The sequence below is a fragment of the Streptomyces sp. NPDC031210 genome, assembly GCF_055570395.1.
This window is the reverse complement of the sequence record NZ_JBVIHH010000009.1, coordinates 175218-195012: the sequence shown is the minus strand read 5'-3', so window position 1 is coordinate 195012 and position 19795 is coordinate 175218. Positions and strand designations below refer to the sequence as shown.

The following is a 19795-nucleotide window of genomic DNA, read 5'->3' as shown; positions in this document are numbered from 1 at the left end:
CCGTGTCCGTGCTGGGTGGGACGAGTCCTGGTCGTGTGCTAGTCGTGTGCTAGCCGTGCTCCATGAAATACCGGAGGAGTGCCGCTTGGATGTCCTGCAGCACGTGGGTGTTCTGTTTGATCCCGGACAGGCGCGCGACCGCGGAGTGCGCGTAACTGTCCTCGGCCCCGGATTCCCCATTCATCTCCGCATCGCCCGCCGCCGCGGCGAGGAGGAACGCCCCCAGGACATCCACACCCGTTGCCGTGTCGGCGAACTGGCCGGCGGGTACCAGGTAGCGGTCCAGGGGCCTGCTGTTGTCGGCGATGACGTTGGTGACGAGGGAAGGCTGCCAGTTCTGCGCGTTGTTGAGCGTGTGATGGGTGTCGAACCGAACGGTGACCGATTCGCCGGGGGGAATCTCCACGCCGTAACGCCCTTCGTCGTCGGTGTAGACGTGGTCGATGAGCGTGAGATCACGGCGATAGACGCTGACCTTGATCATGGGAATCGGCTCGTTTCCGGTGATGGTCCGCACATACCCGTACATGAGGCTCTCTCCTCCCGGCTATGCGCTGCGCACGTTCTTCGTCCACGGCTGAACCGAACCGGGGAGGTCTCAGCCGTGGACGTAAGGGCGTCGTCGCATGCATGCATGCGAGGTCGGCACGGCAATGCGGCCGAAGAACGGCGGAGTCATGGCAGAAACAGGGGTGTGCGCAGATGTGCGGCCACGGAAACGGACAGCTCACCGGCTGAGCGGTTGAGCGCAAGACTGCTTGAAGTGTGGACTTCAGCCGGTCATCCAGTAATGGCCTGATTTAGCCTGACTTCCCTGATTTCAGGTTCTCTCGACACAGGGGCACTGTCAATTCATGACCGACACCTTCCGGGGGAGCCGCGGAAGGCCGAAGTCCAGCGTTCTGTGGGGCTGTACACGTCGGTAGGGGAGTACCAGCCGCGTCGCCCGCCGCCCGCGCGCTGTCGGAAGGCGAAACCGTCTGCAGGCCGTACCGAAGCCGGCCACACCCCGGCCGTTTCTCTCTGCTCGACCCGGCCGTGATCACGATCGCGCCGGAAGAAGCCGCGTCCAGCCGCATAGCGACGTCCATCGCCCCGCCGTCAATGTCGACAACCTCGGCCCCATCGACATCGTGGTGCTGGGAAGCGTCACGGTGAACCGGGACGGTGTCCGCATCGGCAGGGGAGCCGGCCGCTCCGACCTGGGGCGTACCCCCTGCGACCACCCGCCCCGCGCCGGCGTCTCGCCCTGCGCGGTGTCCCAAGACCGGTCGGAGCGCAACCGGCGTACCCGCAACTGTGATCGCAGTGCCAGCCTGGTCGATTCAGAAACGGGTTCGGAAGTCATGGCCCAGAGTCACAGGGGTCTACAACCACCCCACATTCCAATGAGAGACCGCCCCCGCTCGCATCAGTACGCTCAGGACTCCGTCTGTGCGCCCCCACTCGGGAGGCGCACTCGGCATGTCTCCTGGCGCATACTCATGCCGCCCGGACTGATGGGCACTCAGCGACTGGAGATACGGGCATGAGCGTTCCGCACACGATCCGGCGCAGCAGGATCGCACAGAGGCTGGGGATCAGGACAGTCCGCCGTACCCCCGACGGTGGTGTCATCCGGCGCGTCCGCACCGTGCCGGTCCTCGCCGGGGCATTCGTCCTGGCCACGGGACTGACCGTCTTCGCTCCGACCACCGCACAGGCGGCCGTGGCGTGCAACGAGACGGCGCTGATCAACGCCATCGACACCGCCAACTCCGCCGGCGGGGGCACCGTGGTCCTGACAAAGGACTGTACGTACACCCTCACCACGTCTCACGGCAGCGACGCCGACGGGCCGGACGGACTGCCGATCATCACCACCGCCATCACCCTGTCAGGCAACAACAACGTCATCACCCGCTCAACTGCCGTGGGTACCCTCCCCTTCCGTATCGCCAAGGTCGCCTCCACCGGCAACTTCACCCTCAAGGGGAACATCACCCTCAGCAACGGCCTCGCCGGAACTGACGGCGGCGGCATCCTCAACGGCGGCACGGTGACCCTCACCAACAGTGGCCTCACCGGCAACACGGCCCTGGGCAAAGGCGGCGGCCTGTCCAACGCCGACATCAATGCCCCCGCTATCGGGGCTACGGCGACGTTCACCGGCAGCGTCGTGTCCAACAACACCGCCATCGGCCGGGGTGGCGGCATCTACAACGGCCTCCGAAGCACGCTGACGACCACCAGCAGCTTCGTCAACGGGACGAACTCCGGGTCGCAGGGCGGCGGCATCGCCGCCATCGATTCCACCGCGACCACCCTGACCAGCACCCCGGTCAGCACCAACCACGCCACCCTCAATGCCGGCGGCGTCTACCGCGTGGGCGGCACGATGACGGTCACCACCTCCCCGATCTCCGGCAACACCCCCAACAACTGCACCGGCAGCACCCCCGCAGTCCCCAGTTGCACCGGCTGACCACACAACCACCAACCCACACCAACAGACAAGAGAACCAGCCGGACCTCCCGCCCCCCGGCGGGCGGCCCGGCTCCCATGTGTCCAGACAGGACCTGGCGTACAGCGGGGATGCGGCGAGTTGCCGCGCACCCGTCACTCCCGTGCTCCGCCGGTCCACGTTGACAACGGCTCAGGCTGGGCCTGCTGGGCCTGGCAGGCGCCCGAGGCGCGGAAAAGTTCGGCCAGTTGGGCCAAGTAGGCGGTGGGGTCGAAGACGATCCGGCCATGCTGCAGCCTCCGCTCGCCGAGCAAGGCGCGCGCGACGTGGCCGAGCCATATCCAGCGTCGAGATGCACGGTGTTCTTGTCTGGCAGTAGCTTCTGGCAGTAGCTCAAGTGCCAGCAGCGGCCCAACAGTTGGGCCGGAAGGGGGAGTCCTTGGCAGTTGGCGTCGGCCAGGACGCTAGCCCATGGGGATGCCGTAGCCGGCCGTGAACGCAAGAGGATCGGATCCGCGCCTATCCGGATGGCGAGCTCTCTGCCGCGTACCGGGCGCGTGCCCGCTCCAGGGCGGCGTCGAAGTCGCGCTGGGTGTCGTCACACCAGTGCAGCAGGTCGGCGAGGACATGCTGCAGCGTTTCGCCGGGGCCGCGGCGCCAGCCGTCGTCCGAGAACGTGTACGTCTCCAGAGCCGCGTTGGCGCGTCTGACCGCGGCATCGTGCCCGTCCATCGTCACCGGTGTCGTCCCCCTTCAGTGGAAGTCGCGAAAACTGTAGCGCGCTGTATATTTGCAGTGCATTTCACTTTTGGGCAAGGCGAGCACGAGCGACCGGGCAGAGGCAGGAGCGCATGGAGACACCTTCGGACGGGCTGCGTACGGTGACGGCCGTCCGGTATGTGACGCCGCTGCGGAGCGGCGGCTCCGTCCCCGGTGTCGTCGAGGCCGACGACCTGGGGACGTACGTGGTCAAGTTCACGGGCTCGGCACAGGGGCGCAAGGCACTCGTCGCCGAGGTCATCGTGGGCGAGCTGGCGCGTCACCTCGGGCTGCGGATACCGGAGTTGGTGCTGGTGAATTTCGATCCATCGGTCGCCGCCGAGGAACCGCACCAGGAGGTGCAGGATCTGCTGCACGCCAGTGCGGGGCTCAACCTCGGGATGGACTACCTGCCGGGAGCCGCGGACTTCACGCCGGCTGCGCCGGACGTCGATCCGGTGGAGTCCGCCAGGATCCTCTGGCTGGACGCCTTCACGGCGAACGTGGACCGCACGGTGCACAGCTCGAACCTCATGACGTGGCCGACCTCCGGCCACCAAGAGCCCCGTCTGTGGCTCATCGATCACGGCGCGTCGTTGGTGTTCCACCACCGTTGGGAGAGCGCGGCGGACGCGGTCGGTAAGGCGTACGACTTCCGGTCGCACGCGCTCTGCTCGCCCGGCCTCGATATGGCCGCTGCGGACGCCGAGCTGACGCACCGAGTGACCCCGCGGCTGTTGCGCCGGGTCGTCGGCGCCGTACCGGACGCGTGGCTGGCCGACGAGTCGGAGTTCGCCACCCCGGACGAAGTCCGTGCCGCCTACGTCACCCACCTCGCCGCCCGCGCACGGGTGTCCGCCCGGTGGCTCCCCAAGGACATGCCGTGAGCGAAGGACTGCGGGACCGGAAGAAGCGGCAGACGCGGCAGCGCATCTCCGAGACGGCCCTCGCTCTGTTCGTGGCGCGGGGCTTCGACAACGTCACCATCGCCGAGGTCGCGGCCGCGGCGGAGGTGTCCGTCAACACCCTCTACAACTACTTCGAGGCGAAGGAAGACCTCGTCCTGCCCCCGGACGAGGCATCCCCGCAGCGGCTCGCCGACATCGTGCGCGCCCGGCAGCCCGGCGAGTCCGCCGCGCGGGCGGTGCTCGGCCGACTGCGGGACGAACTGCGGCGCCATGACCGCAAGGTGGGCCTGACCGCGGGCTTCGGCCCCGTATTCGAGATGATGCGGGCCGCCCCCACGCTCACCGCCCGCCTGGAGGACCTCGGCCGGCAGATGACCGACGCCCTCGCCACGGTCCTGGCCCAGGAGACCGGAGCCGCGCCCGACGACCAGACGCCGCGCGTGGTCGCCAGCCAGATCGGCTGGTTCCACTCGCTGGTCTACAGCGAGATCGGCCGGCGCATCGAGGCGGGCGAGAAGCCCACCACGATCGCCGAGGCCCTGCTGGAGCTCCTCGACGTCGTCGAGGAGACACTGAGCGAACGCGCGCTCGGCTACGCCACCCGCGAGGGCTGACGCGCCGGGGACGTCGTCGGCACCTCGCTGTCACGGGGGCGACGCCGCGCCTTCGAGAGTGAGCGCGGCGTCGCCGGCCGGCGCAGCGGCAGCGTCAGCTCGAACGAGTATGGAACGAGTCGAGCGCGGATCTGGGCCTCGGCACGGTGCGCCTTGTCGACCAGGGGACCTCGCCCCGTACGTGCTCCAGGGCCGAGCTGGTCGAGCCTGCTGCCGTGGCGGTGTGGGCCTGCGTCCGCTCGGTCACCCGCTCGCCGACGTGGTGGAGCGCGAAGGCGAGCATCTCCTGCTTGGTGCGTGCGCAAGCAGCGTTGGACCGCCCCTGCCGCGTCACCGCCCTATCGGGACATCGCCCCCATTGAGTCACCGGCTCGCGTCGCGACGTCGCGCAGGGTGATACGGGGCAGGCCGCTGCTGTCAGCGAGCACGCACACCGCCTCGGCGACCCGGTGCCGCCGCTCCTCGTGTTCCACCTGCCTGGGCATGGGCTCGCCTCACTCCTCCCGTAACCGATGCGCTAAGTGATGCGCTTGCATCGATTCCCGACATAGGATGTGATGCAAGCGCATCGAAACGAACGAGCAGCCGATGTCATGGCGTGACATGGCACGTCATGGCGCGGCAAGGGAAAGGGGGCAGGGGGCTCGCTCACCACGAGGGGGGAGCGAGCAACCCAGCGACGCGATGAACACTGAACTGTGGAAGCTGAACGCGACGGAGCTGGGCGCGGCCGTCGCTCGTGGCGAGGTCTTGGCGGCCGAGGTGGTGGAAAGCCATGTGGAACGCATCGCGGCGGTGAACCCGGCCGTGAACGCCGTCACCCAGCTCATGGCGGACAGCGCCCGCGAAGCCGCACGCGCAACCGACCGGCGCCGCGCGGCGGGGGAGCGGCTCGGCCCGCTGGCCGGCGTGCCCTTCACCGTCAAGGAGAACATCCACGTGGCGGGGTGGGCGACCACGCACGGTGTGCGGAGGTTCCGCGATCACCTGGCCGAGGCCGACTCCCCGCCGGTGCGCCGGCTCCGTGACGCGGGAGCGATCCCGATCGGCCACGCCAACATGCCCGACCTGGCCATCTCCTCGGATCCCGCGAGCCAGTTGTACGGCAAGACGTACAACCCCTGGGACCGGTCGAAGACCCCGGGCGGCTCCAGCAGCGGCGACGGGGTGGCGGTGGCCGTCGGCATGGCGGCGCTCGGCCTCGGCAACGACTCGGGCGGCTCGGTACGCATGCCCGCGGCCTTCAACGGGGTAGCGGGGCTGAAGCCGAGCTACGGCCGCTTCGCCGCCGACCACCGCATCATGGGTCAGGAGCCGATGCTGGCCTCTCAGCTCATCCCCGTCGACGGCCCGATCGCCCGCTCGGTCGCCGACCTGCGCGCGGCCTACGAGGCGCTGGCGGGCGCAGACCCGGAGGACCCGCGGGCGGTCCCGGTACCCGCATACGGGCCCGTCGCCACCGGCCCTCTCAAGGTCGGCATCGTGGCCGATCCGACTGGAGCCGGCGTCCACCCCCAGATCCGTGCCGCCATCGACGAGGCGGCCACCGCGCTGGAGCAGGCGGGTTACGCCGTGGAGGAGGTGCGGATCCCCAAGCTGGCCGAGACCCTGGAGTGTTACGGCAAGCTCATCATGACTGAGTTCGCGGTGAAGTGGCCCCGCATCAGGCAGTTGCTCACCGAGAAGGGCGCCCAGCACATCGACCTCTTCATGGAACGCACCCCGCACACCGATCTCGCCGAGTTCCTCCGGCAGACCGGAGTCCGGCTCGGCATCCAACGTGACTGGGCCCAGCTCCTGGACAACTACCCGCTGATCCTCGGGGCCACCTGCACCCAGCCCGTTCCCGGGACCGACCTGCTCCCCGACGGCACCGACACCGAGAGCCACGCCCAGATGATGCTGCCGGGAGCCCTGTGCACCGTGACCTCCCTCGTCGGCGTGCCGGCGGCGAGCGTACCCACCGGCTTCGCGGACGGCATGCCACAGGGCGTCCAGCTCATCGGTCAGATGTACCGCGAGGACCGGTGCCTGGCGGCCGCCGAGGTGATCGAGCGTCACTTCGGCGTGCTCGCCCCCATCAACCCGCGCCGGTAACCCGAGCGCGCACCGGTGTCCGCCCCTGGCGACGGGGCAGGGGCGGACGAGCGCCACTCGCGGACGTCAAGGGCCCGCTCGCGGTCACCCCGAACGTCGTCCCGCACAACCGCAGCGCCGCCCCCTGGTCATGGGGTTGCGACACTCTGTGATCAGGGGAGACCTGTGCCTGCGCTGCCATCCCGGCTGGCCGAACGGTGCGACGCGTCCGGCTAACCCAACTGACCATTTCGGAACGAGACGGGGGCCAGGCTGCTTCAGTCGTCGAGACGCCGACCTCGGGGTGCGGTATCCACACGGCGGTGGTCTGACCGCCGAACGGCATTAGCTTTGCGAGCAGTTGCGGCTTCAATCGGCTGAACGGTTCGAGCGCGGTGATCCGAGCCCATTGATCGCGAAGGACTTACGGGCGAGGCCGGCCGGAGCCGGAGTGGTCTGTTCACCGCGAAGTACAGAGCAGCTCGGGGAGTCCGCGCATGTCGTCGAACACGACGGTGTCTGGTCCCTCCAGCCACGAGGCTGGTGTCAGACCGCCGCAGTAGCCGAAAGCCCGCATTCCGGCGGCGCGGGTGGCCTGAACTCCGTATGCACTGTCCTCGATCACCGCGCACCGCCCGGGCGCCACGCCCATGGTGCGGGCAGCGTGGAGGAAGAGATCAGGGGCGGGCTTGCCTCTGGGGACGTCGACGGCGCTGAAGATGCGCCCCTCGAAGTGGTTGCTCAACGCGACGATCTCCAGGCTTCGCCGGATGCCGTGGTGATCGCCGTTCGACGCGACGCAGATGGGTATGGTGAGGCTGTCCAGGGCCTCCGTGATGCCGTCGACAGCAGTCAGTTCGGCCGCGAAGGCCGCCTGATACAGATGCTCGTACTGCTGCTGCCAGTCTTTCTCCAGGCGCCGTCCGAGCCGTTCTTCCACGGCAGCCGTGTAGACCTCGGTGGACGAGCCTACGAATCGCTCGATGATCTCTGCCTCGGTGAACGCGCACCCCAGGTCGGCCGTGATCAGCGCGTCTACTTTGACGCATATCCGCTCGCTGTCCACCAGCACGCCGTCACAGTCGAAGATCACCAGTTCAACGGGGTTCCGGGTCGTGATCGGCAGCGTAGAGGACTGGCCGATCAACCCCCGCACCGCGTCTGGCTGACGTCGGATCTGCCGGGGCTTCAGTGTGGGCCGTTCGCACCGCTCGATGGACTGGCCGACAGGGTGCGGAGTCGACGGGTCTCGCCGTGGACGGTCTCCAGTTTCGGGGTGAGGTCGGCGACTTGGTCGCGTAGCTGCCGGTTGGGTTCGAGAGCGGTCTCCAGCCTGCGTTGGAGCGATGCGTCGCTCGCGGTATGCCGTCCGTTTCGGCGCGGGTCGGGGGCTCGCTGTTTGAGCTGGTCGACGCAGGACCCGGGGCCCACGAACGCGACCTCTTCCTCCACATCATCGAAATGGGTTGCACCCATGTATGCGTTCTCGCGGTGACCGGTCCCCTCACCGGCCGTGTCCTCATTGGCAACAGCGACGGGTATTGGGGCCCCAACGTCTCCTCCGCCACCGACTTCCTCGACTGGTACGAACGCTGGCTGAATCACATGAGCGCCGGGCGCGACAACCGGACCCTGGAACTCACCTCGCCTCGACTTCGTGCCCATCCAGGCCGTCATCGCATGACCCCAAAGATCTGGCTTTCCGTAACTACTACACGGCATCTGAGCCAGAACCCCACTTCGGGAGGCACCCAGAGCACACCGAGGATTCGAACGCTGTGTGAGATTGGGCCAGCGAGGCGGCTGCTGAGGCGTGGGAGGCGGTATGCGGCCGCCCACCAGCCGACGCCCATCCGAACGTCGCCGCAGCGTGCCGCGCCTGGCCCGCCGGCATTGGCGACGGCCGGCACCCGTTCGTGTTGGAGTCGATGCCTCACGCGGTGGCTGCGCTCCGGGCAAGGGCGGCGGGTTGGCGAGGCTGCCGGGTCGGGCGCGTGAACCCAGGGCGACGCCGAGCTGCGAGGCGCCGAGTACGAGGAAGACCAGCTCACGGCGGCGACCCTACCCACGCACATCTTCGGGCCGCCGCCCACACGCTCTTCGCGGATCACCACGGGCAGCCCTGCGGTTGACGTCGGCGGCTTGGTGCCGCGTTATGACACCACCGGCTTCGCTGTCGCCGCGATGATTCCTTCCAGGAAATCCTGCCCCGGCTCCTCCCAGTAGGGCAGCTCCGGGACCTTGCGGATGAGCCCGAACGCCTCGTCGATCAGCTCGCGGTGGATCGCAGGGCCGTGGCAGGACGCTGCGGTGTCGATGTCGAGGTCCTGGACGCGGTCCACGTGCTTGTTGAACTTCCCGGTGTCCAGCCATTGATGCCATGGGTGGTTCAGTCGGTTGCCCAGGAGCATGCCTTCACGCCAGGCTTCCCGGTCAAGGTCGGCGGCGTCTTCGACGGGGTGTGGGAGGGCCGTGGCGAAGGTGTCGGCCGCCCAGTAAACCCGCGTCTTGGGGTCGAACAGTCCGCGCGTTGTCGGGTTGTCGAAGAACGGCGGCCTGATCGCGAGGAGCGTGCGGTCCCCGGCTGTGAAGCTCTCGCCGTCGCGTACCCAGCGGGAGCGGTTGAACGGCATCCAGAATTCCTCGGTATCTATGGCGTAGCGGGCCATCGAGAACCAGGTTGTGACCAGGGTGGCGTTCGGGCAGGCGGCCATGACCTGGCGGACGTTTCCCGCGTGGTCATGGTCGTCGTGGGTCAGGAAGACCCAACGCACGTCGGCCGGATCGACAAGGCTCCAGGCGTGATCCAGCCACTGCTGCCGGTTCGACGGCGCACCGGTGTCGACGAGCACAGGCTCGCTGCCAGTGATGACCATGGAGTTGACGTAGAACATACCGACCGGCGGCGCCTCCAGTAGCTGCGGGATGACATAGGTCTCGGGCGCAACTCTGTACGGCGCGACCTTCGGCTCAAAGATTCCTTCGGCGGTGGTCATGGCCCCGCCTCCTCGTGACGGTGTGCGTGACCGCTCAGTGTGAGACCCGTAGAACGCACCGGGGTTTTGGTGTTCCATTCCATCTTGCGCACGTCATGCATGAGGCACCACCGGGCCAATGCTGGTGACCATCTGCATATGAGATGTCACCTGTCGTGTCTGCCAGGGATGTGCGTGGCAACGCGAATGGACCGAAGTGGCCGCCACTGGACCACGTAGGGCACTGGGCGCATCGGGCTTGAGATCACGTTCTCCTCCGGCAGCGTTCGTTGCGAAAAGCTGGCAGGAGAATCTCCGCGAGGGTGCCGACCAGGTACGGCGGGGCCGACCGTGGAGTCTTCCAGTACGCGGCGACCAGCAGCGTCCGGTCCTCCAGCGTTCCGCGGCAGGGGCGGCCGCCGGCAAGACCAGGGTGATCGCCGATGGCGGCTACCAGGGCACTGGCCTGGTCATTCTGCACCGACGCAACACCGGCCAGGCCGAACTGCCGGTCCGGAAGTGTCGGCTGAGAGGCGACGGCGTTCACCACGCCATGCTTGACATCGCCCGCCCGCACAACCTCACCCTCGCCGGATAGGCGGACGAGCCGCACAATGAGCCACACGCCCCACAGACAGCGAGATCATTACGGGACAACACTTCGCCGCCCACCCCGGTGAACCTGACTCCCCCCGACACCGCACGTGTGCCGGCGGCCGCCTGCACGCCTTGTACGACCTCGCCGCGACCGGTCGCACCGTGATCCCAGTCTCGCAAGTCACCGCCCTCGCCGCCGCCGGACTCGACCTGACCCGCACCTCGCCCCCGGTGCCCGACATCCTCGACGACATCTGGCGCTCCCGCGACGGACACCCCTGCCTGATCGCGATCAAAACCAACGACCAGATCGCCCACGACTCCCTTCACGCCTCCTTCCAAAACGCCCGCCACCTGCGCACCATCACCCGCGAGCCGACCTTGCCCCACGGCGCGAACATGGACTTCCACCTCTACCGCATCGGCGATAGCTGACCCAGCCGGCACCTCACTGGGCCGGTCCACCAGTGACACCGCCCGGTGTCCGGGCATGCCTACCTCCGCCCCGCCTACACCCCCACTGCCTCGCGTTCTCGCTCGTGTCGAACGAGGCGGACAGCATGTTCCGTGAAGAGTTTCCTTTCGCCGCTCCGGGGCTTTTGACAGCCCCGTGGACTCCACAGTGGATGCGTAATCACCTCGCGGGTAGCACGTTTCGTCACGCGGGGCGCGAACGCATGCGCTGAGGGAAGGGCTGCTGCCCCACGTGCGCTCTTGTCTACAGCGCGGTCAGGCACCTTACTTGGAAGGGGAAACTACGGGGCGTGCCCACCACAACGCCCCAGATCGAGAGCGTGAACGAATGACCTTCTCCGAACCTGTCGCCGAGATGGTCCACCGCCGATGGGGCGCCCTGCTCGCCGAAGTGGGCGCCGAAGCCGCCGAACGCTACCGCGACGGCATCCCGATGCCCCGCCGCCACCTCGCCCATGCCGGTGAACAAGGCATCCAGTCCCTTCACTTCCCCGAGGAAATCGGTGGGGAGGGCGTCGACACGCGCACGTGGGGCACCGTGCTGGAAGAGATCGCCTACCAGTGCCCGGATGCGGCTTTTCCCATCCTGCTCAGCATGGGAACCGGCGTCGCCGACATCCTGGTGTCCTCCGGGCGGCCCGAACTGCTCGACCGCTACGTTGTACCGATCATCACCGGCAAGCGCACCGCCACGCTCGCCTTCTCCGAGGACGCCGACCCGTTCGCCCTGCACACCGTCGCCCGCCGCACTGCCGAGGGGTTCCAGCTCTCCGGCCGCAAGGACTACATGACCGGCGGACTGACCTCCGATGTGCTGCTGTGCTACGCGCGGATGGAGGACACCGACCGCATCGCGGCTTTCGTCGTCGAACACGACGATCCCGGCGTGCGGATCAGCCCCGGCGGTGGCATCGGATTCTCCTCCAGCGCCATGGGCTCGATGACCCTCGCCGACGTGCGCCTCCCCAAGGAGCGGCTCGTCGACATCGACGGAACCCAGCACGCGCAGCGCTACCTCAACAGCCGCCGTCTGTACCTGGCGTGTCTGGTGACGGGCATGATGCGGGCGGTCGCCGACCGTGCGCTGTCCCGTCTGCGCTGTGCCCGGCGCCAGGGACAGGCGCTGATCGAGTTCCCGAACGTGCAGGCCACCGTGGGCCGCATGCACATCGCCGTTCAGGCCACGCGGGCGCTGCTGCAGCAGACGCTGGCCGACGTCGACCGGGGCATGGCGGATCCGGTGTTCGACGTGCAGATCTCCGCGGCCAAGCACTTCGCCACCGAAAAGGCCCTGTTCGTCGTGAACCAGGCCATGCGGGTCCTGGGCGGCCACGGCTACTACGGCGATTCGTTCTACGGAGCTTTCCTACGTGACTGCACCGGTCTGCTGTGCGCTGCCGGAACTCAGGACCTGCTGGAGATCAATATCGGGGCGCTCGTGGCGGCCCGTCCCCTCCCCGGCACCACGCGGAAGGAAAGGCGGCCGTGAAGGTGAAGTTCAGCGGATCCCTGCTCCGCTTCGTCAACTACGAGCGCACGGTGGACATTGACGCCGAGACCCTGGGCGATCTGCTGCGCCACCTGCACGAGGGCTATCCCAAGCTGCGGCCGGTTTTGTGGGATGCCGACGGTGGCCTGGCGCCGGTACACCGGCTGGTCGTCAACGACGAGTTGGTCACCGAGCCCGACTTGGCGATGCCGCTGGGCGAGGCGGACCACGTTGCTTTCCTCACCGCCATCGCCGGCGGTTGACGGTGGTCCGCTGCGAGAGCTTTACGGTGCCCAGTGTCACGACGATGTTCGGTCCCCACCAGCTCCGTCCCCGCGCGCTCCTGACGTTGCTGGCCGAAGGCTTCGCCCGGTGGATGGGTGCCCACATCGCGCCGTTCAGGGCGCTGGTCGCCGAGCATCACACGGCGGTCGTCGTCCAGGGCGTCCACCTGGACCTCGACCGGCCCGACCTGAGATTTACCGATGCCGACTGGCTGCGTGCGCGCACCCGCATCCACGTCGGCGAGGACGGGCAGCGCCTCGCGGTGCTCCAGGACGTCCTCGCCGCCGAGCGTCGGGTCGCGCACGGGCGCTTGGACCTGCGGGTCGTGCTCCTCGCGGAGGACGACAGCCTGGGTGCCGCGCCGGGGTGTCTGCCCGAGGTGCTGCTGGGTCGGTTCGAGGAGGACGAGATCCAGCCGATGAGCGCTCGGGCCCTGGCGCAGGACCATGCGGCACCGAACGGAGGCGAGCTGCTGAGACAGCGGTGGGACACCGTCTTGTGCCGGAGTGCCTGCGAGGTGGCCGACCAGTGGTCGTTCATCGAGATGGTGGAGCTGGCCACGCATGCCCGTGAACGGCTGTTCGCCACCGCAGAGGCCCCGGACAGTGCGGCGCGTCACGTCGTGAGCGTGCCCGTGCGCAGCGTGCGGGCCGGCTTCCGGCGTCCCCTGTACGTCTTCGACACCTGCCGCATCCTCACCTCGGTCCACGCCGGCGGTGACGGTGGCGTGATCGTCACGCACGCGATCGGCTCACCTGACAACAACCGCCCCCACCTACGGGTCCGGGAAATCCTGGACCCGCTGAGCTGACCGACCGGGCCAGAGTCCGCAGGGAGGCAGTCCATGTCCCGACCTCACTTCCTGACTGAATGCGCCCCCACGACGCAACGCCGTCGCATCATGCCGTTCTCCCGGGGCCCGGTCACGGGCCAGATCGGCGACGCGCTGCACGTGGCGGCCCAACGCCACCCGAGCCAGTTGATCATCACCGACCGGGCTGCCGACATCGACCCAGGCGGGCCACTCACCCGTACGTACGCGCAGTGGGCGGAGCTGGTCGACGAGGCCGCGGGCTGGCTGTATGCCCTGGGCGTGCGTCCCTGGGACCGGGTGGCGGTCATGAAGGCCAATCACTTCGACATCGCGGTTCTCGCCGTCGCCGCGGCCCGGATCGGCGCGGTTCCGGCGTTACTGTCCGGCGCGTACGGCCCCGACACCGTGCGGGTCCTGTTGTCCCGGTTGGAGAGGCCGTATGTCCTCACCGACGGGGCCCATCTGCGGTCCCCGGGCCTGGACGCGGCGGCGGTCAAGGGGTTGACCGCGCGCACGGTGTGCACCACTGCGCAGCCGGGCAGGCGGGACGTGGTGGATCTGGACTCTCTGCGGGGCTCGCCGGTGGCGCCGCCGCGGTTGCGGCGCCCGGAGGAACCCATGATCGCCACACATACGTCGGGGACCACCGGCATCCCCAAACTGGTCGTGCACTCCGCGATCTCCGAGCTGGGCGCCGCCATCATCGAGTCCGAACGGTGGCCGGTGGTCGGTGTGCGTTCCAGCGACGTGTGGGCGTACTGCGAGCCGTACTGGCACGAGCGCCAGACGCACCAGATGCTGTCCATGGCGACCGTCACCCAGCGGATGCTGATGCTGTCCGAGCCGAAGAACCTGCCCAGAATAAAAAGCATGCTGCTCCAGCATCGTCCCACGCTGGTGGAGGCGCTGCCCAACATCTATCTGTACTGGGAGGAGTTGGCCCGCGACCCGGACCGGCCGTTCGCCTCGGTACGCGAGTACATCAACTCTTTCGACGCGATCCACACGCGCACCATCCGCACGTTCCTCGATGCCAGCGACCGCCGGATGCCCATCTGGCTTCAGGCGTGGAGCCAGAGCGAAAACGGCACCATCCTCATCCGGCCCTACCTGCGCCGCAACGTGCGTCGGCGTGGCCACCGGCCGCCCCCCACCCAGATGTTCGGATGGGCCGTCCCAGGATTTGGCCGCATCCGCATCGTGGACCCGGCCACCGGTCGCAGGGTCGGCCGCGGCAAGGTCGGCCTCATCGAGATCAAACAGCCCGGCCGCTGCCTGACCTACATCGGCGAACACGACCGGCACACGCTCAAACGCGACGGCGACTGGTGGAACACCGGAGACCTGGGAACCCTCAACCGGATCGGCGCCCTGCGCTTCGTCGATCGCGAAATCGACCGCATCCCCTCCGGGAGCGCCGTCGAACTCGAAGACGTCCTCCTGGACCGGCTCCCGAAGCTCTCCGAGGTCATCGTCCTGCCGATGGCCGGCGGGGACCCGGTCCCCGTCTACAGCACCCACGATGAGCTGCCGGTCGCCCCTGACGAGTGGCGCTCCGCGGCCGCTGGGCTGCCTGTGCTCGCCGACCCGATACACATCATGTGGGATGAGTTCCCGCGCACCGGCACCTGGAAGGTGCGGCGCGTGGAGTTGCGCAGCCGGTTTCTTCCCGACAGCCGGGCGATGGGGACCGGAACCTGGACCTGACGCACTGCACCAGCGTAGGAGCGCTGTCCGCTCCAGGGATCTGGATGCCCGGGTACGGGTACACACGTCAACATCCCTTTATGCGTTGCTCGTTAACGCCCCCGCGACCTGGCCGGTGCCTTCGCCGTAATCGAGCCGGGGCGGGGGAGAGGCGTGCGATGAGTGGGCCGCGCTTGTCGAGCCCCTTGGCCGCGGGTGTGTTGGTGAGCCCGACGCTGCCTGAAGGCTCTCCTGGCGATATCGAGTTCGCACACCCATGCCACACTCTGCGGCATGGTGAAGGATCACACGAGTGCGAACTTGAGCGTCGGTCACCGTGATTCGGTGCTCGACGAGCGGTTGTCCAAAGGGCTGGACGAGGTGAATTTCCCCGCGACTGGTACCACCGCTGCCGATCAAGGTGCGTTGTCAGTGAAGGTCGTCGACGACGCCGGCGAGCTCATCGGGGGCCTGTCCGCATGGACGTGGGGAGGGCTGCTCGGGATTGAGATGCTCTGGGTCCGTGAGGAAAGCCGTAGGGACGGATGGGGCAGTGAGCTGCTTCTGGCCGCGGAGAAGGAGGCACGCCGCCGTGGCTGCGACCGCGCGTGCGTCTCGTCGTTCACGTTCCAGGCACCCGCGTTCTATCAGCGCCACGGTTACGTCGAGACGGGCAGAACTCCGGGGATTCCCGGCGGAGCCGAGGATGTCCACATGTACAAGGAACTGGCCCAGTAGACCGATGAAGATCTTGGTGTGGTCGTCGGGGGCCAGGTTCCGTTGCGGTGGTCGAGGCCGAGGTTGATGAGTCGGCGGAGGTTGAGGGCGGTGGCCCGTTGAACTATGGGAGGCGCCTTAGCGCCGGCGGAATCGGTCCTGCGCCGCCAGTACGTCGTCCCCGTAGGCGGCCGCCCAGGAGCCCAGGGCGCGGATCGGGGGGAGCAGGGCGGTGCCGGCCTCGGTGAGAGCGTAGTCGACGCGGGGCGGGGCCTCGGCGTAACGGCGGTGGCGCACCAGGCCGTTGTACTCCAGCCGCCGCAACGCCTCGTTGAGCACCTTGGGGCTGATCCCGCCGATCCGGGCCAACAGCGCGCGGGGACGCATCGGGCCGTTCTCGCCGAGGACGTAGACGACCACGCTGTCCCAGCGGTTGGCCAGTACCTCGAAGGCGATCCGGGCCCGGCAGTCCGCCGCGAACGGATCCCCGCCCATGTCGTCCCCGCCCATGTCGTCCCCACCCACGTCGTCTCCGCCCACGTCCGCCTGTCCCATGCGGACATCCTGCCCTGGCCGATGCCTACCAGGCGGTGTGCATCGGCTCGCCTAGCGTCCTGGCCATGACATTCCACGACGCGAACGAAAACAGGACGACGAGGACGATGCGCATCGGCATTCTCGGTACGGGCGACATGGCCGCGGCGCTGGGCGGGGCCTGGGCGCGGGCCGGGCACGAGGTCATGGTGGGCGGCCGGAACGCCGCTTCCGCCGCCAGTACGGCCGCCCGCATCGGGACCGCCGCGCACGGTGGCCTCGCCGAGGCGGCGCGGTACGGCGAGGCCGTACTGCTCGCCGTACCCGCCGATGTCGCACCGCAGTTGGCCAAGGAACTGGCCGCGGACCTCGCCGGACGGACCATCCTCGACTGCACGGTGCCGATGGAGCCCTCCGGCGACGGGCCGGTCCTGTCCACTGCCGGGGGTACGGACTCGGCCGCCACGCGCATCGCGGCGGCTGCGCCGGACGCCGGTGTCGCCAAGGTGTTTGGCATCTGCCACGAAAGCATCTGGACCCTGCCGCAACCGGTCTTCGAGGGTGCGCCGCTGGCCGTTCCCTTCTGCGCAGACACGCCGCGCACCGCCACAGTGGCGAGGGAGCTGATCACTTCGATGGGCTGCACTCCGCTGCCGTGCGGCGGTCTCGACCGTGCGGCACTGCTGGAGGCGGCAGCGGTCTTCGCCATCGGCGTGTGGTGGTCCGGCGGGGAGGTCCGCCACGCCTTCCCCGCCCCTGCCCTGGCTCCCGGCGCCGTCGACGACTGAGGACTGCCCAGCGGGTCACGAGCGAAGCCCGAGCCGGAGCGCGGCAACAGTGACGCATGGGCGGAGGCAGCAATGATGAACACGGCACCGGCGAGGGTGAGAGCGGCACGTAAGCGCGCGGTGTTGTTCATGCCCCGCCAGCGATCTCAGGCCGCTCGGGTCCCGCTGCCCCGGTACGGGCGTTGGACGTCTCCGGAGCAGATGGTAAACGGGTGTCCCGGGACGGCGCGGTTCCGCGATCATGGACCGGACACGGACCCGCTACCGATGAGGAATCCCTACCCCATGCCTGTGCCTGCCGACCCGACGGTCCTCCACCCGATGCCCGAGCAGCCTCGGGTGGTGCTGCTCAAGCCGCTCGTGAAGTCCCCGTTGATCGAGGTCGGGGAGTACTCCTACTACGACGACCCGGACGACCCGACGGCGTTCGAGACGCGCAACGTGCTCTACCACTACGGGCCGGAGAAGCTGCTCATCGGCAAGTTCTGCGCGCTGGGCACGGGCGTGCGGTTCGTCATGAACGGCGCCAACCACCGTATGGACGGCCCCTCGACCTTCCCCTTCCCCACCATGGGCGGCTCCTGGTCCGAACACTTCGACCTGCTCACCGGCCTGCCCAACCGAGGGGACACCATCGTCGGCAACGACGTCTGGTTCGGCCACGGCACGACGATCATGCCCGGCGTACGGATCGGACATGGCGCGATCATCGCCTCCGGCGCCGTGGTCACCAGCGACGTACCCGACTACGGCATCGTCGGCGGCAACCCGGCCCGCCTCATCCGCACCCGCTACAACGACCAGGACGTCGCCCGGCTGCTGGCGCTGGCCTGGTGGGACTGGCCCGCGGGGCACATCACCGAGCACATTCGCACCATCATGTCGGGCAGCATCGCCGATCTCGAAGCCGCCGCCCCGGGCACCCCGCACGTGTGAAGCGCGTGTGGCAGTGCCGGTGCGGGCGCATCTGACGCGCGTGTGGGAGTGCCGGTGCGGGCGTATCGGCCTGCGTGGGACGTCTCCAGATGACGGCCGAGGAAAAATGCGATGCCCACAAGACCGAGCGCGGCTAAAGTCGCCGGCATGTACTTCCTTCAGATCTACGGCTGACAGGCCGGCCGGGGCAGCGCCCCGCCCTGTCTCCCGCATGCCACTGTGCGCCCCTACGACCGAGCCTTCCTCGGAGCCGTCGCGGCGCACCGGCTTGCTGTTCCCTTTCGCCGTAGACCTGAAATGAGTGAGCTTTTATGTCCCGTCGCCGTGCCCACATCGCGATGGTCGGCATCCCCGCCGTCAGCCACGTCCTGCCCAGCCTTGAGATCATCCGCGAGCTGGTGGCCCGGGGCCACCGCGTGACCTACGCCAATGACCCGACGGTGGCCGACCTGATCGCGACCACCGGCGCCGAACTCGTCCCCTGCACGTCCCGACTGCCGGTCGCCGACAACAACTGGCCCGACGACCCCATCGCCGCGATGGGCCTCTTCCTCGACGACGCCATCCAGGCACTTCCCCAGTTGCGCGCCGCCTACGACCAGGACCCGGCGGACCTGTACCTGTACGACATCGGCGCCTACGCCGCGCGCGCCCTGGCCGAATCGCAGGACCGGCCCCTCATGCAGTTGTCCCCGACGTTCGTGGCCTGGGACGGCTACGACCAGGACGTCGCGGCACACCTGCGCCAACTGCCGGGCGCCGACGCCTACCGGGCGAAGTTCGGCCGGTGGCTCGCCGGCTGCGGGGCGACCACCACCGACGTGGACGCCTTCTCCGGCCCGCCGTCACGGGCCCTGGCCCTGATCACCCGGGCGATGCAGCCGCACGCCGACCAGGTCGACACCGACACGGTGACCTTCGTCGGGCCCTGCTTCGACGCAACGGCGGGCGCGGATGGCTGGACCCGCCCGGCGGATGCGGAGAACGTACTGCTGATCTCCCTGGGCTCGGCGTACACACGCCAACCGGAGTTCTACCGCCAGTGCCTGGCGGCCTATGGCAACCAGCCCGGCTGGCACGTCGTCCTCCAGATCGGCAAGTACACCGACCCGCGGGAACTCGGTGACATCCCGCCCAACGTCAAGGTGCACTCCTGGGTCCCGCAGCGGGCGATCCTGGAGCAGGCGGACGCCTTCGTCACCCACGCCGGTATGGGCGGCTGCGGCGAGGGACTGCTGGCCGGCGTCCCGATGATCGCCGTGCCGCAGGCCGCCGATCAGTTCATGAACGCCGACCGGCTCGTGGAACTGGGCGTGGCTCGCCGCATCAACACCGGGGAAGCCACCGCCAATACCCTACGGGCGGCCCTGAACGACCTGGTCACCGACGCGGAGGTCGCCCGCCGCTCGGCACGGCTACGCGCCGGCGCACAGGCCGAGGGCGGCGCCCCGCGCGCCGCCGACCTCATTGAGAACATGCTGGCCTGATCCCTGCCTGCCACAGCCGGGGGTGGTGAAGCAGCACTTCGCTGTTCTCAACACCCCCGGCTGTGCTCAACTGCCCCAGACAGGCCCTCTACCTACTTGCTCCGGGCCGCGTGATGGGAGTCCGTTGGGGGGCGGCGGACGCCCACATTCTGCTGCAGCGGTCCCAAGCGGCGTTGGGAGGCCGATCGGAGCCGCCGATCAACCCTCCCGGC

20 protein-coding genes and 2 pseudogenes are annotated in these 19795 nt (G+C 68.5%); 15 read left to right on the top strand and 7 right to left on the bottom strand.

What is annotated here, in order from left to right; translation table 11 throughout:
- Positions 1–49: 49 nt before the first annotated feature.
- Positions 50–529 (bottom strand): carboxypeptidase regulatory-like domain-containing protein, encoded by a 480-nt coding sequence (locus tag ACZ45Z_RS18755; protein ID WP_468363291.1) that lies wholly within the window; start codon positions 527–529, stop codon positions 50–52.
- A gap of 999 nt (positions 530–1528) precedes the next feature.
- Between ACZ45Z_RS18755 and ACZ45Z_RS18750 the strand changes: the two genes are divergently transcribed.
- Positions 1529–2464, top strand: coding sequence for a right-handed parallel beta-helix repeat-containing protein (locus ACZ45Z_RS18750; RefSeq protein WP_468363289.1), 936 nt, complete (start codon positions 1529–1531; stop codon positions 2462–2464).
- 499 nt (positions 2465–2963) lie between these two features.
- Here the strand turns inward: ACZ45Z_RS18750 and ACZ45Z_RS18745 are convergent, their stop codons facing one another.
- Positions 2964–3176 carry a hypothetical protein gene (locus ACZ45Z_RS18745; protein WP_468363287.1) on the bottom strand — a complete coding sequence of 71 codons (213 nt, stop codon included), beginning with the start codon at positions 3174–3176 and terminating at the stop codon, positions 2964–2966.
- Positions 3177–3295: 119 nt separating this feature from the next.
- Here ACZ45Z_RS18745 and ACZ45Z_RS18740 point away from each other — a divergent pair, with 119 nt between their 5' ends.
- Complete coding sequence (locus ACZ45Z_RS18740) at positions 3296–4090, top strand: HipA family kinase (protein WP_468363285.1); 795 nt, start codon at positions 3296–3298, stop codon at positions 4088–4090.
- Positions 4087–4725 carry a TetR/AcrR family transcriptional regulator gene (locus ACZ45Z_RS18735; RefSeq protein WP_468363283.1) on the top strand — a complete coding sequence of 213 codons (639 nt, stop codon included), beginning with the start codon at positions 4087–4089 and terminating at the stop codon, positions 4723–4725. Before ACZ45Z_RS18740 ends, ACZ45Z_RS18735 begins: the two co-directional genes overlap by 4 nt.
- Positions 4726–5063: 338 nt before the next feature.
- Here the strand turns inward: ACZ45Z_RS18735 and ACZ45Z_RS18730 are convergent, their stop codons facing one another.
- Positions 5064–5210, bottom strand: coding sequence for a hypothetical protein (locus ACZ45Z_RS18730; protein ID WP_468363281.1), 147 nt, complete (start codon positions 5208–5210; stop codon positions 5064–5066).
- A gap of 199 nt (positions 5211–5409) precedes the next feature.
- Here ACZ45Z_RS18730 and ACZ45Z_RS18725 point away from each other — a divergent pair, with 199 nt between their 5' ends.
- A complete protein-coding gene (locus ACZ45Z_RS18725) occupies positions 5410–6822 on the top strand; it encodes an amidase (RefSeq protein WP_468363279.1) in 1413 nt (470 codons plus the stop codon).
- Positions 6823–7261: 439 nt separating this feature from the next.
- On the opposite strand, the gene ACZ45Z_RS18720 is transcribed toward ACZ45Z_RS18725, so the two are convergent.
- Both ACZ45Z_RS18720 and ACZ45Z_RS18715 read right to left on the bottom strand, forming a co-directional pair.
- Entirely contained in the window at positions 7262–7894 is a 633-nt protein-coding gene (locus ACZ45Z_RS18720) for an HAD family hydrolase (RefSeq protein ID WP_468363504.1), read from the bottom strand.
- A 95-nt stretch (positions 7895–7989) separates the two neighbouring features.
- Positions 7990–8277, bottom strand: coding sequence for a hypothetical protein (locus tag ACZ45Z_RS18715; RefSeq protein ID WP_468363525.1), 288 nt, complete (start codon positions 8275–8277; stop codon positions 7990–7992).
- On the opposite strand from ACZ45Z_RS18715, the pseudogene ACZ45Z_RS18710 reads away from it, so the two are divergent.
- A pseudogene (locus tag ACZ45Z_RS18710) lies at positions 8236–8496 on the top strand (SMI1/KNR4 family protein); the annotation flags it as partial. The gene ACZ45Z_RS18715 and the pseudogene ACZ45Z_RS18710 sit on opposite strands and share 42 nt — an antisense overlap.
- A gap of 458 nt (positions 8497–8954) precedes the next feature.
- On the opposite strand, the gene ACZ45Z_RS18705 reads toward ACZ45Z_RS18710, so the two are convergent.
- A complete protein-coding gene (locus ACZ45Z_RS18705; RefSeq protein WP_468363277.1) occupies positions 8955–9797 on the bottom strand; it encodes an oxygen-binding di-iron domain-containing protein in 843 nt (280 codons plus the stop codon).
- Positions 9798–10212: 415 nt separating this feature from the next.
- Between ACZ45Z_RS18705 and ACZ45Z_RS18700 the strand changes: the two are divergent.
- From ACZ45Z_RS18700 to ACZ45Z_RS18670, 7 genes and pseudogenes are all read left to right on the top strand, one after another.
- Positions 10213–10374: pseudogene (locus tag ACZ45Z_RS18700) on the top strand (IS5/IS1182 family transposase); the annotation flags it as partial.
- A gap of 161 nt (positions 10375–10535) precedes the next feature.
- The gene (locus tag ACZ45Z_RS18695; RefSeq protein WP_468363275.1) at positions 10536–10808 is read left to right on the top strand and encodes a hypothetical protein; all 273 of its coding nucleotides are present in this window, start codon (positions 10536–10538) and stop codon (positions 10806–10808) included.
- Between the two features lie 367 nt (positions 10809–11175).
- Complete coding sequence (locus ACZ45Z_RS18690) at positions 11176–12336, top strand: acyl-CoA dehydrogenase family protein (protein ID WP_468363273.1); 1161 nt, start codon at positions 11176–11178, stop codon at positions 12334–12336.
- Positions 12333–12599, top strand: a complete 267-nt coding sequence (locus tag ACZ45Z_RS18685) for a MoaD/ThiS family protein (RefSeq protein WP_468363271.1) — start codon at positions 12333–12335, stop codon at positions 12597–12599. The genes ACZ45Z_RS18690 and ACZ45Z_RS18685 overlap by 4 nt, the downstream gene beginning before the upstream one ends.
- A 44-nt stretch (positions 12600–12643) precedes the next feature.
- Entirely contained in the window at positions 12644–13432 is a 789-nt protein-coding gene (locus ACZ45Z_RS18680; protein ID WP_468363269.1) for a hypothetical protein, read from the top strand.
- Between the two features lie 33 nt (positions 13433–13465).
- The gene (locus ACZ45Z_RS18675) at positions 13466–15142 is read left to right on the top strand and encodes a class I adenylate-forming enzyme family protein (RefSeq protein WP_468363267.1); all 1677 of its coding nucleotides are present in this window, start codon (positions 13466–13468) and stop codon (positions 15140–15142) included.
- A gap of 273 nt (positions 15143–15415) precedes the next feature.
- Positions 15416–15859: a GNAT family N-acetyltransferase gene (locus tag ACZ45Z_RS18670; RefSeq protein WP_468363265.1), complete on the top strand. Its 444-nt coding sequence runs from the start codon at positions 15416–15418 to the stop codon at positions 15857–15859.
- A gap of 117 nt (positions 15860–15976) precedes the next feature.
- Here ACZ45Z_RS18670 and ACZ45Z_RS18665 read toward each other — a convergent pair whose 3' ends face one another.
- Entirely contained in the window at positions 15977–16333 is a 357-nt protein-coding gene (locus tag ACZ45Z_RS18665) for a winged helix-turn-helix transcriptional regulator (protein WP_468363501.1), read from the bottom strand.
- 125 nt (positions 16334–16458) lie between these two features.
- Between ACZ45Z_RS18665 and ACZ45Z_RS18660 the strand changes: the two genes are divergently transcribed.
- The 3 genes from ACZ45Z_RS18660 to ACZ45Z_RS18650 all read left to right on the top strand — a co-directional run bounded on the left by ACZ45Z_RS18660 (position 16459) and on the right by ACZ45Z_RS18650 (position 19583).
- Positions 16459–17160, top strand: coding sequence for an NADPH-dependent F420 reductase (locus tag ACZ45Z_RS18660; protein ID WP_468363263.1), 702 nt, complete (start codon positions 16459–16461; stop codon positions 17158–17160).
- Positions 17161–17445: 285 nt separating this feature from the next.
- Complete coding sequence (locus ACZ45Z_RS18655) at positions 17446–18096, top strand: CatB-related O-acetyltransferase (protein ID WP_468363261.1); 651 nt, start codon at positions 17446–17448, stop codon at positions 18094–18096.
- A 311-nt stretch (positions 18097–18407) separates the two neighbouring features.
- Entirely contained in the window at positions 18408–19583 is a 1176-nt protein-coding gene (locus ACZ45Z_RS18650; RefSeq protein ID WP_468363259.1) for a macrolide family glycosyltransferase, read from the top strand.
- Positions 19584–19795: the final 212 nt, after the last annotated feature.

Coding starts and splice junctions, on each gene's coding strand:
- ACZ45Z_RS18755 (WP_468363291.1), bottom strand. CDS start 529: ATGTACGGGTATGTGCGGACCATCACCGGAAACGAGCCGATTCCCATG.
- ACZ45Z_RS18750 (WP_468363289.1), top strand. CDS start 1,529: ATGAGCGTTCCGCACACGATCCGGCGCAGCAGGATCGCACAGAGGCTG.
- ACZ45Z_RS18745 (WP_468363287.1), bottom strand. CDS start 3,176: ATGGACGGGCACGATGCCGCGGTCAGACGCGCCAACGCGGCTCTGGAG.
- ACZ45Z_RS18740 (WP_468363285.1), top strand. CDS start 3,296: ATGGAGACACCTTCGGACGGGCTGCGTACGGTGACGGCCGTCCGGTAT.
- ACZ45Z_RS18730 (WP_468363281.1), bottom strand. CDS start 5,210: ATGCCCAGGCAGGTGGAACACGAGGAGCGGCGGCACCGGGTCGCCGAG.
- ACZ45Z_RS18725 (WP_468363279.1), top strand. CDS start 5,410: ATGAACACTGAACTGTGGAAGCTGAACGCGACGGAGCTGGGCGCGGCC.
- ACZ45Z_RS18715 (WP_468363525.1), bottom strand. CDS start 8,277: ATGGGTGCAACCCATTTCGATGATGTGGAGGAAGAGGTCGCGTTCGTG.
- ACZ45Z_RS18705 (WP_468363277.1), bottom strand. CDS start 9,797: ATGACCACCGCCGAAGGAATCTTTGAGCCGAAGGTCGCGCCGTACAGA.
- ACZ45Z_RS18690 (WP_468363273.1), top strand. CDS start 11,176: ATGACCTTCTCCGAACCTGTCGCCGAGATGGTCCACCGCCGATGGGGC.
- ACZ45Z_RS18680 (WP_468363269.1), top strand. CDS start 12,644: ATGTTCGGTCCCCACCAGCTCCGTCCCCGCGCGCTCCTGACGTTGCTG.
- ACZ45Z_RS18675 (WP_468363267.1), top strand. CDS start 13,466: ATGTCCCGACCTCACTTCCTGACTGAATGCGCCCCCACGACGCAACGC.
- ACZ45Z_RS18670 (WP_468363265.1), top strand. CDS start 15,416: ATGGTGAAGGATCACACGAGTGCGAACTTGAGCGTCGGTCACCGTGAT.
- ACZ45Z_RS18665 (WP_468363501.1), bottom strand. CDS start 16,333: ATGGGCGGGGATCCGTTCGCGGCGGACTGCCGGGCCCGGATCGCCTTC.
- ACZ45Z_RS18660 (WP_468363263.1), top strand. CDS start 16,459: ATGACATTCCACGACGCGAACGAAAACAGGACGACGAGGACGATGCGC.
- ACZ45Z_RS18655 (WP_468363261.1), top strand. CDS start 17,446: ATGCCTGTGCCTGCCGACCCGACGGTCCTCCACCCGATGCCCGAGCAG.
- ACZ45Z_RS18650 (WP_468363259.1), top strand. CDS start 18,408: ATGTCCCGTCGCCGTGCCCACATCGCGATGGTCGGCATCCCCGCCGTC.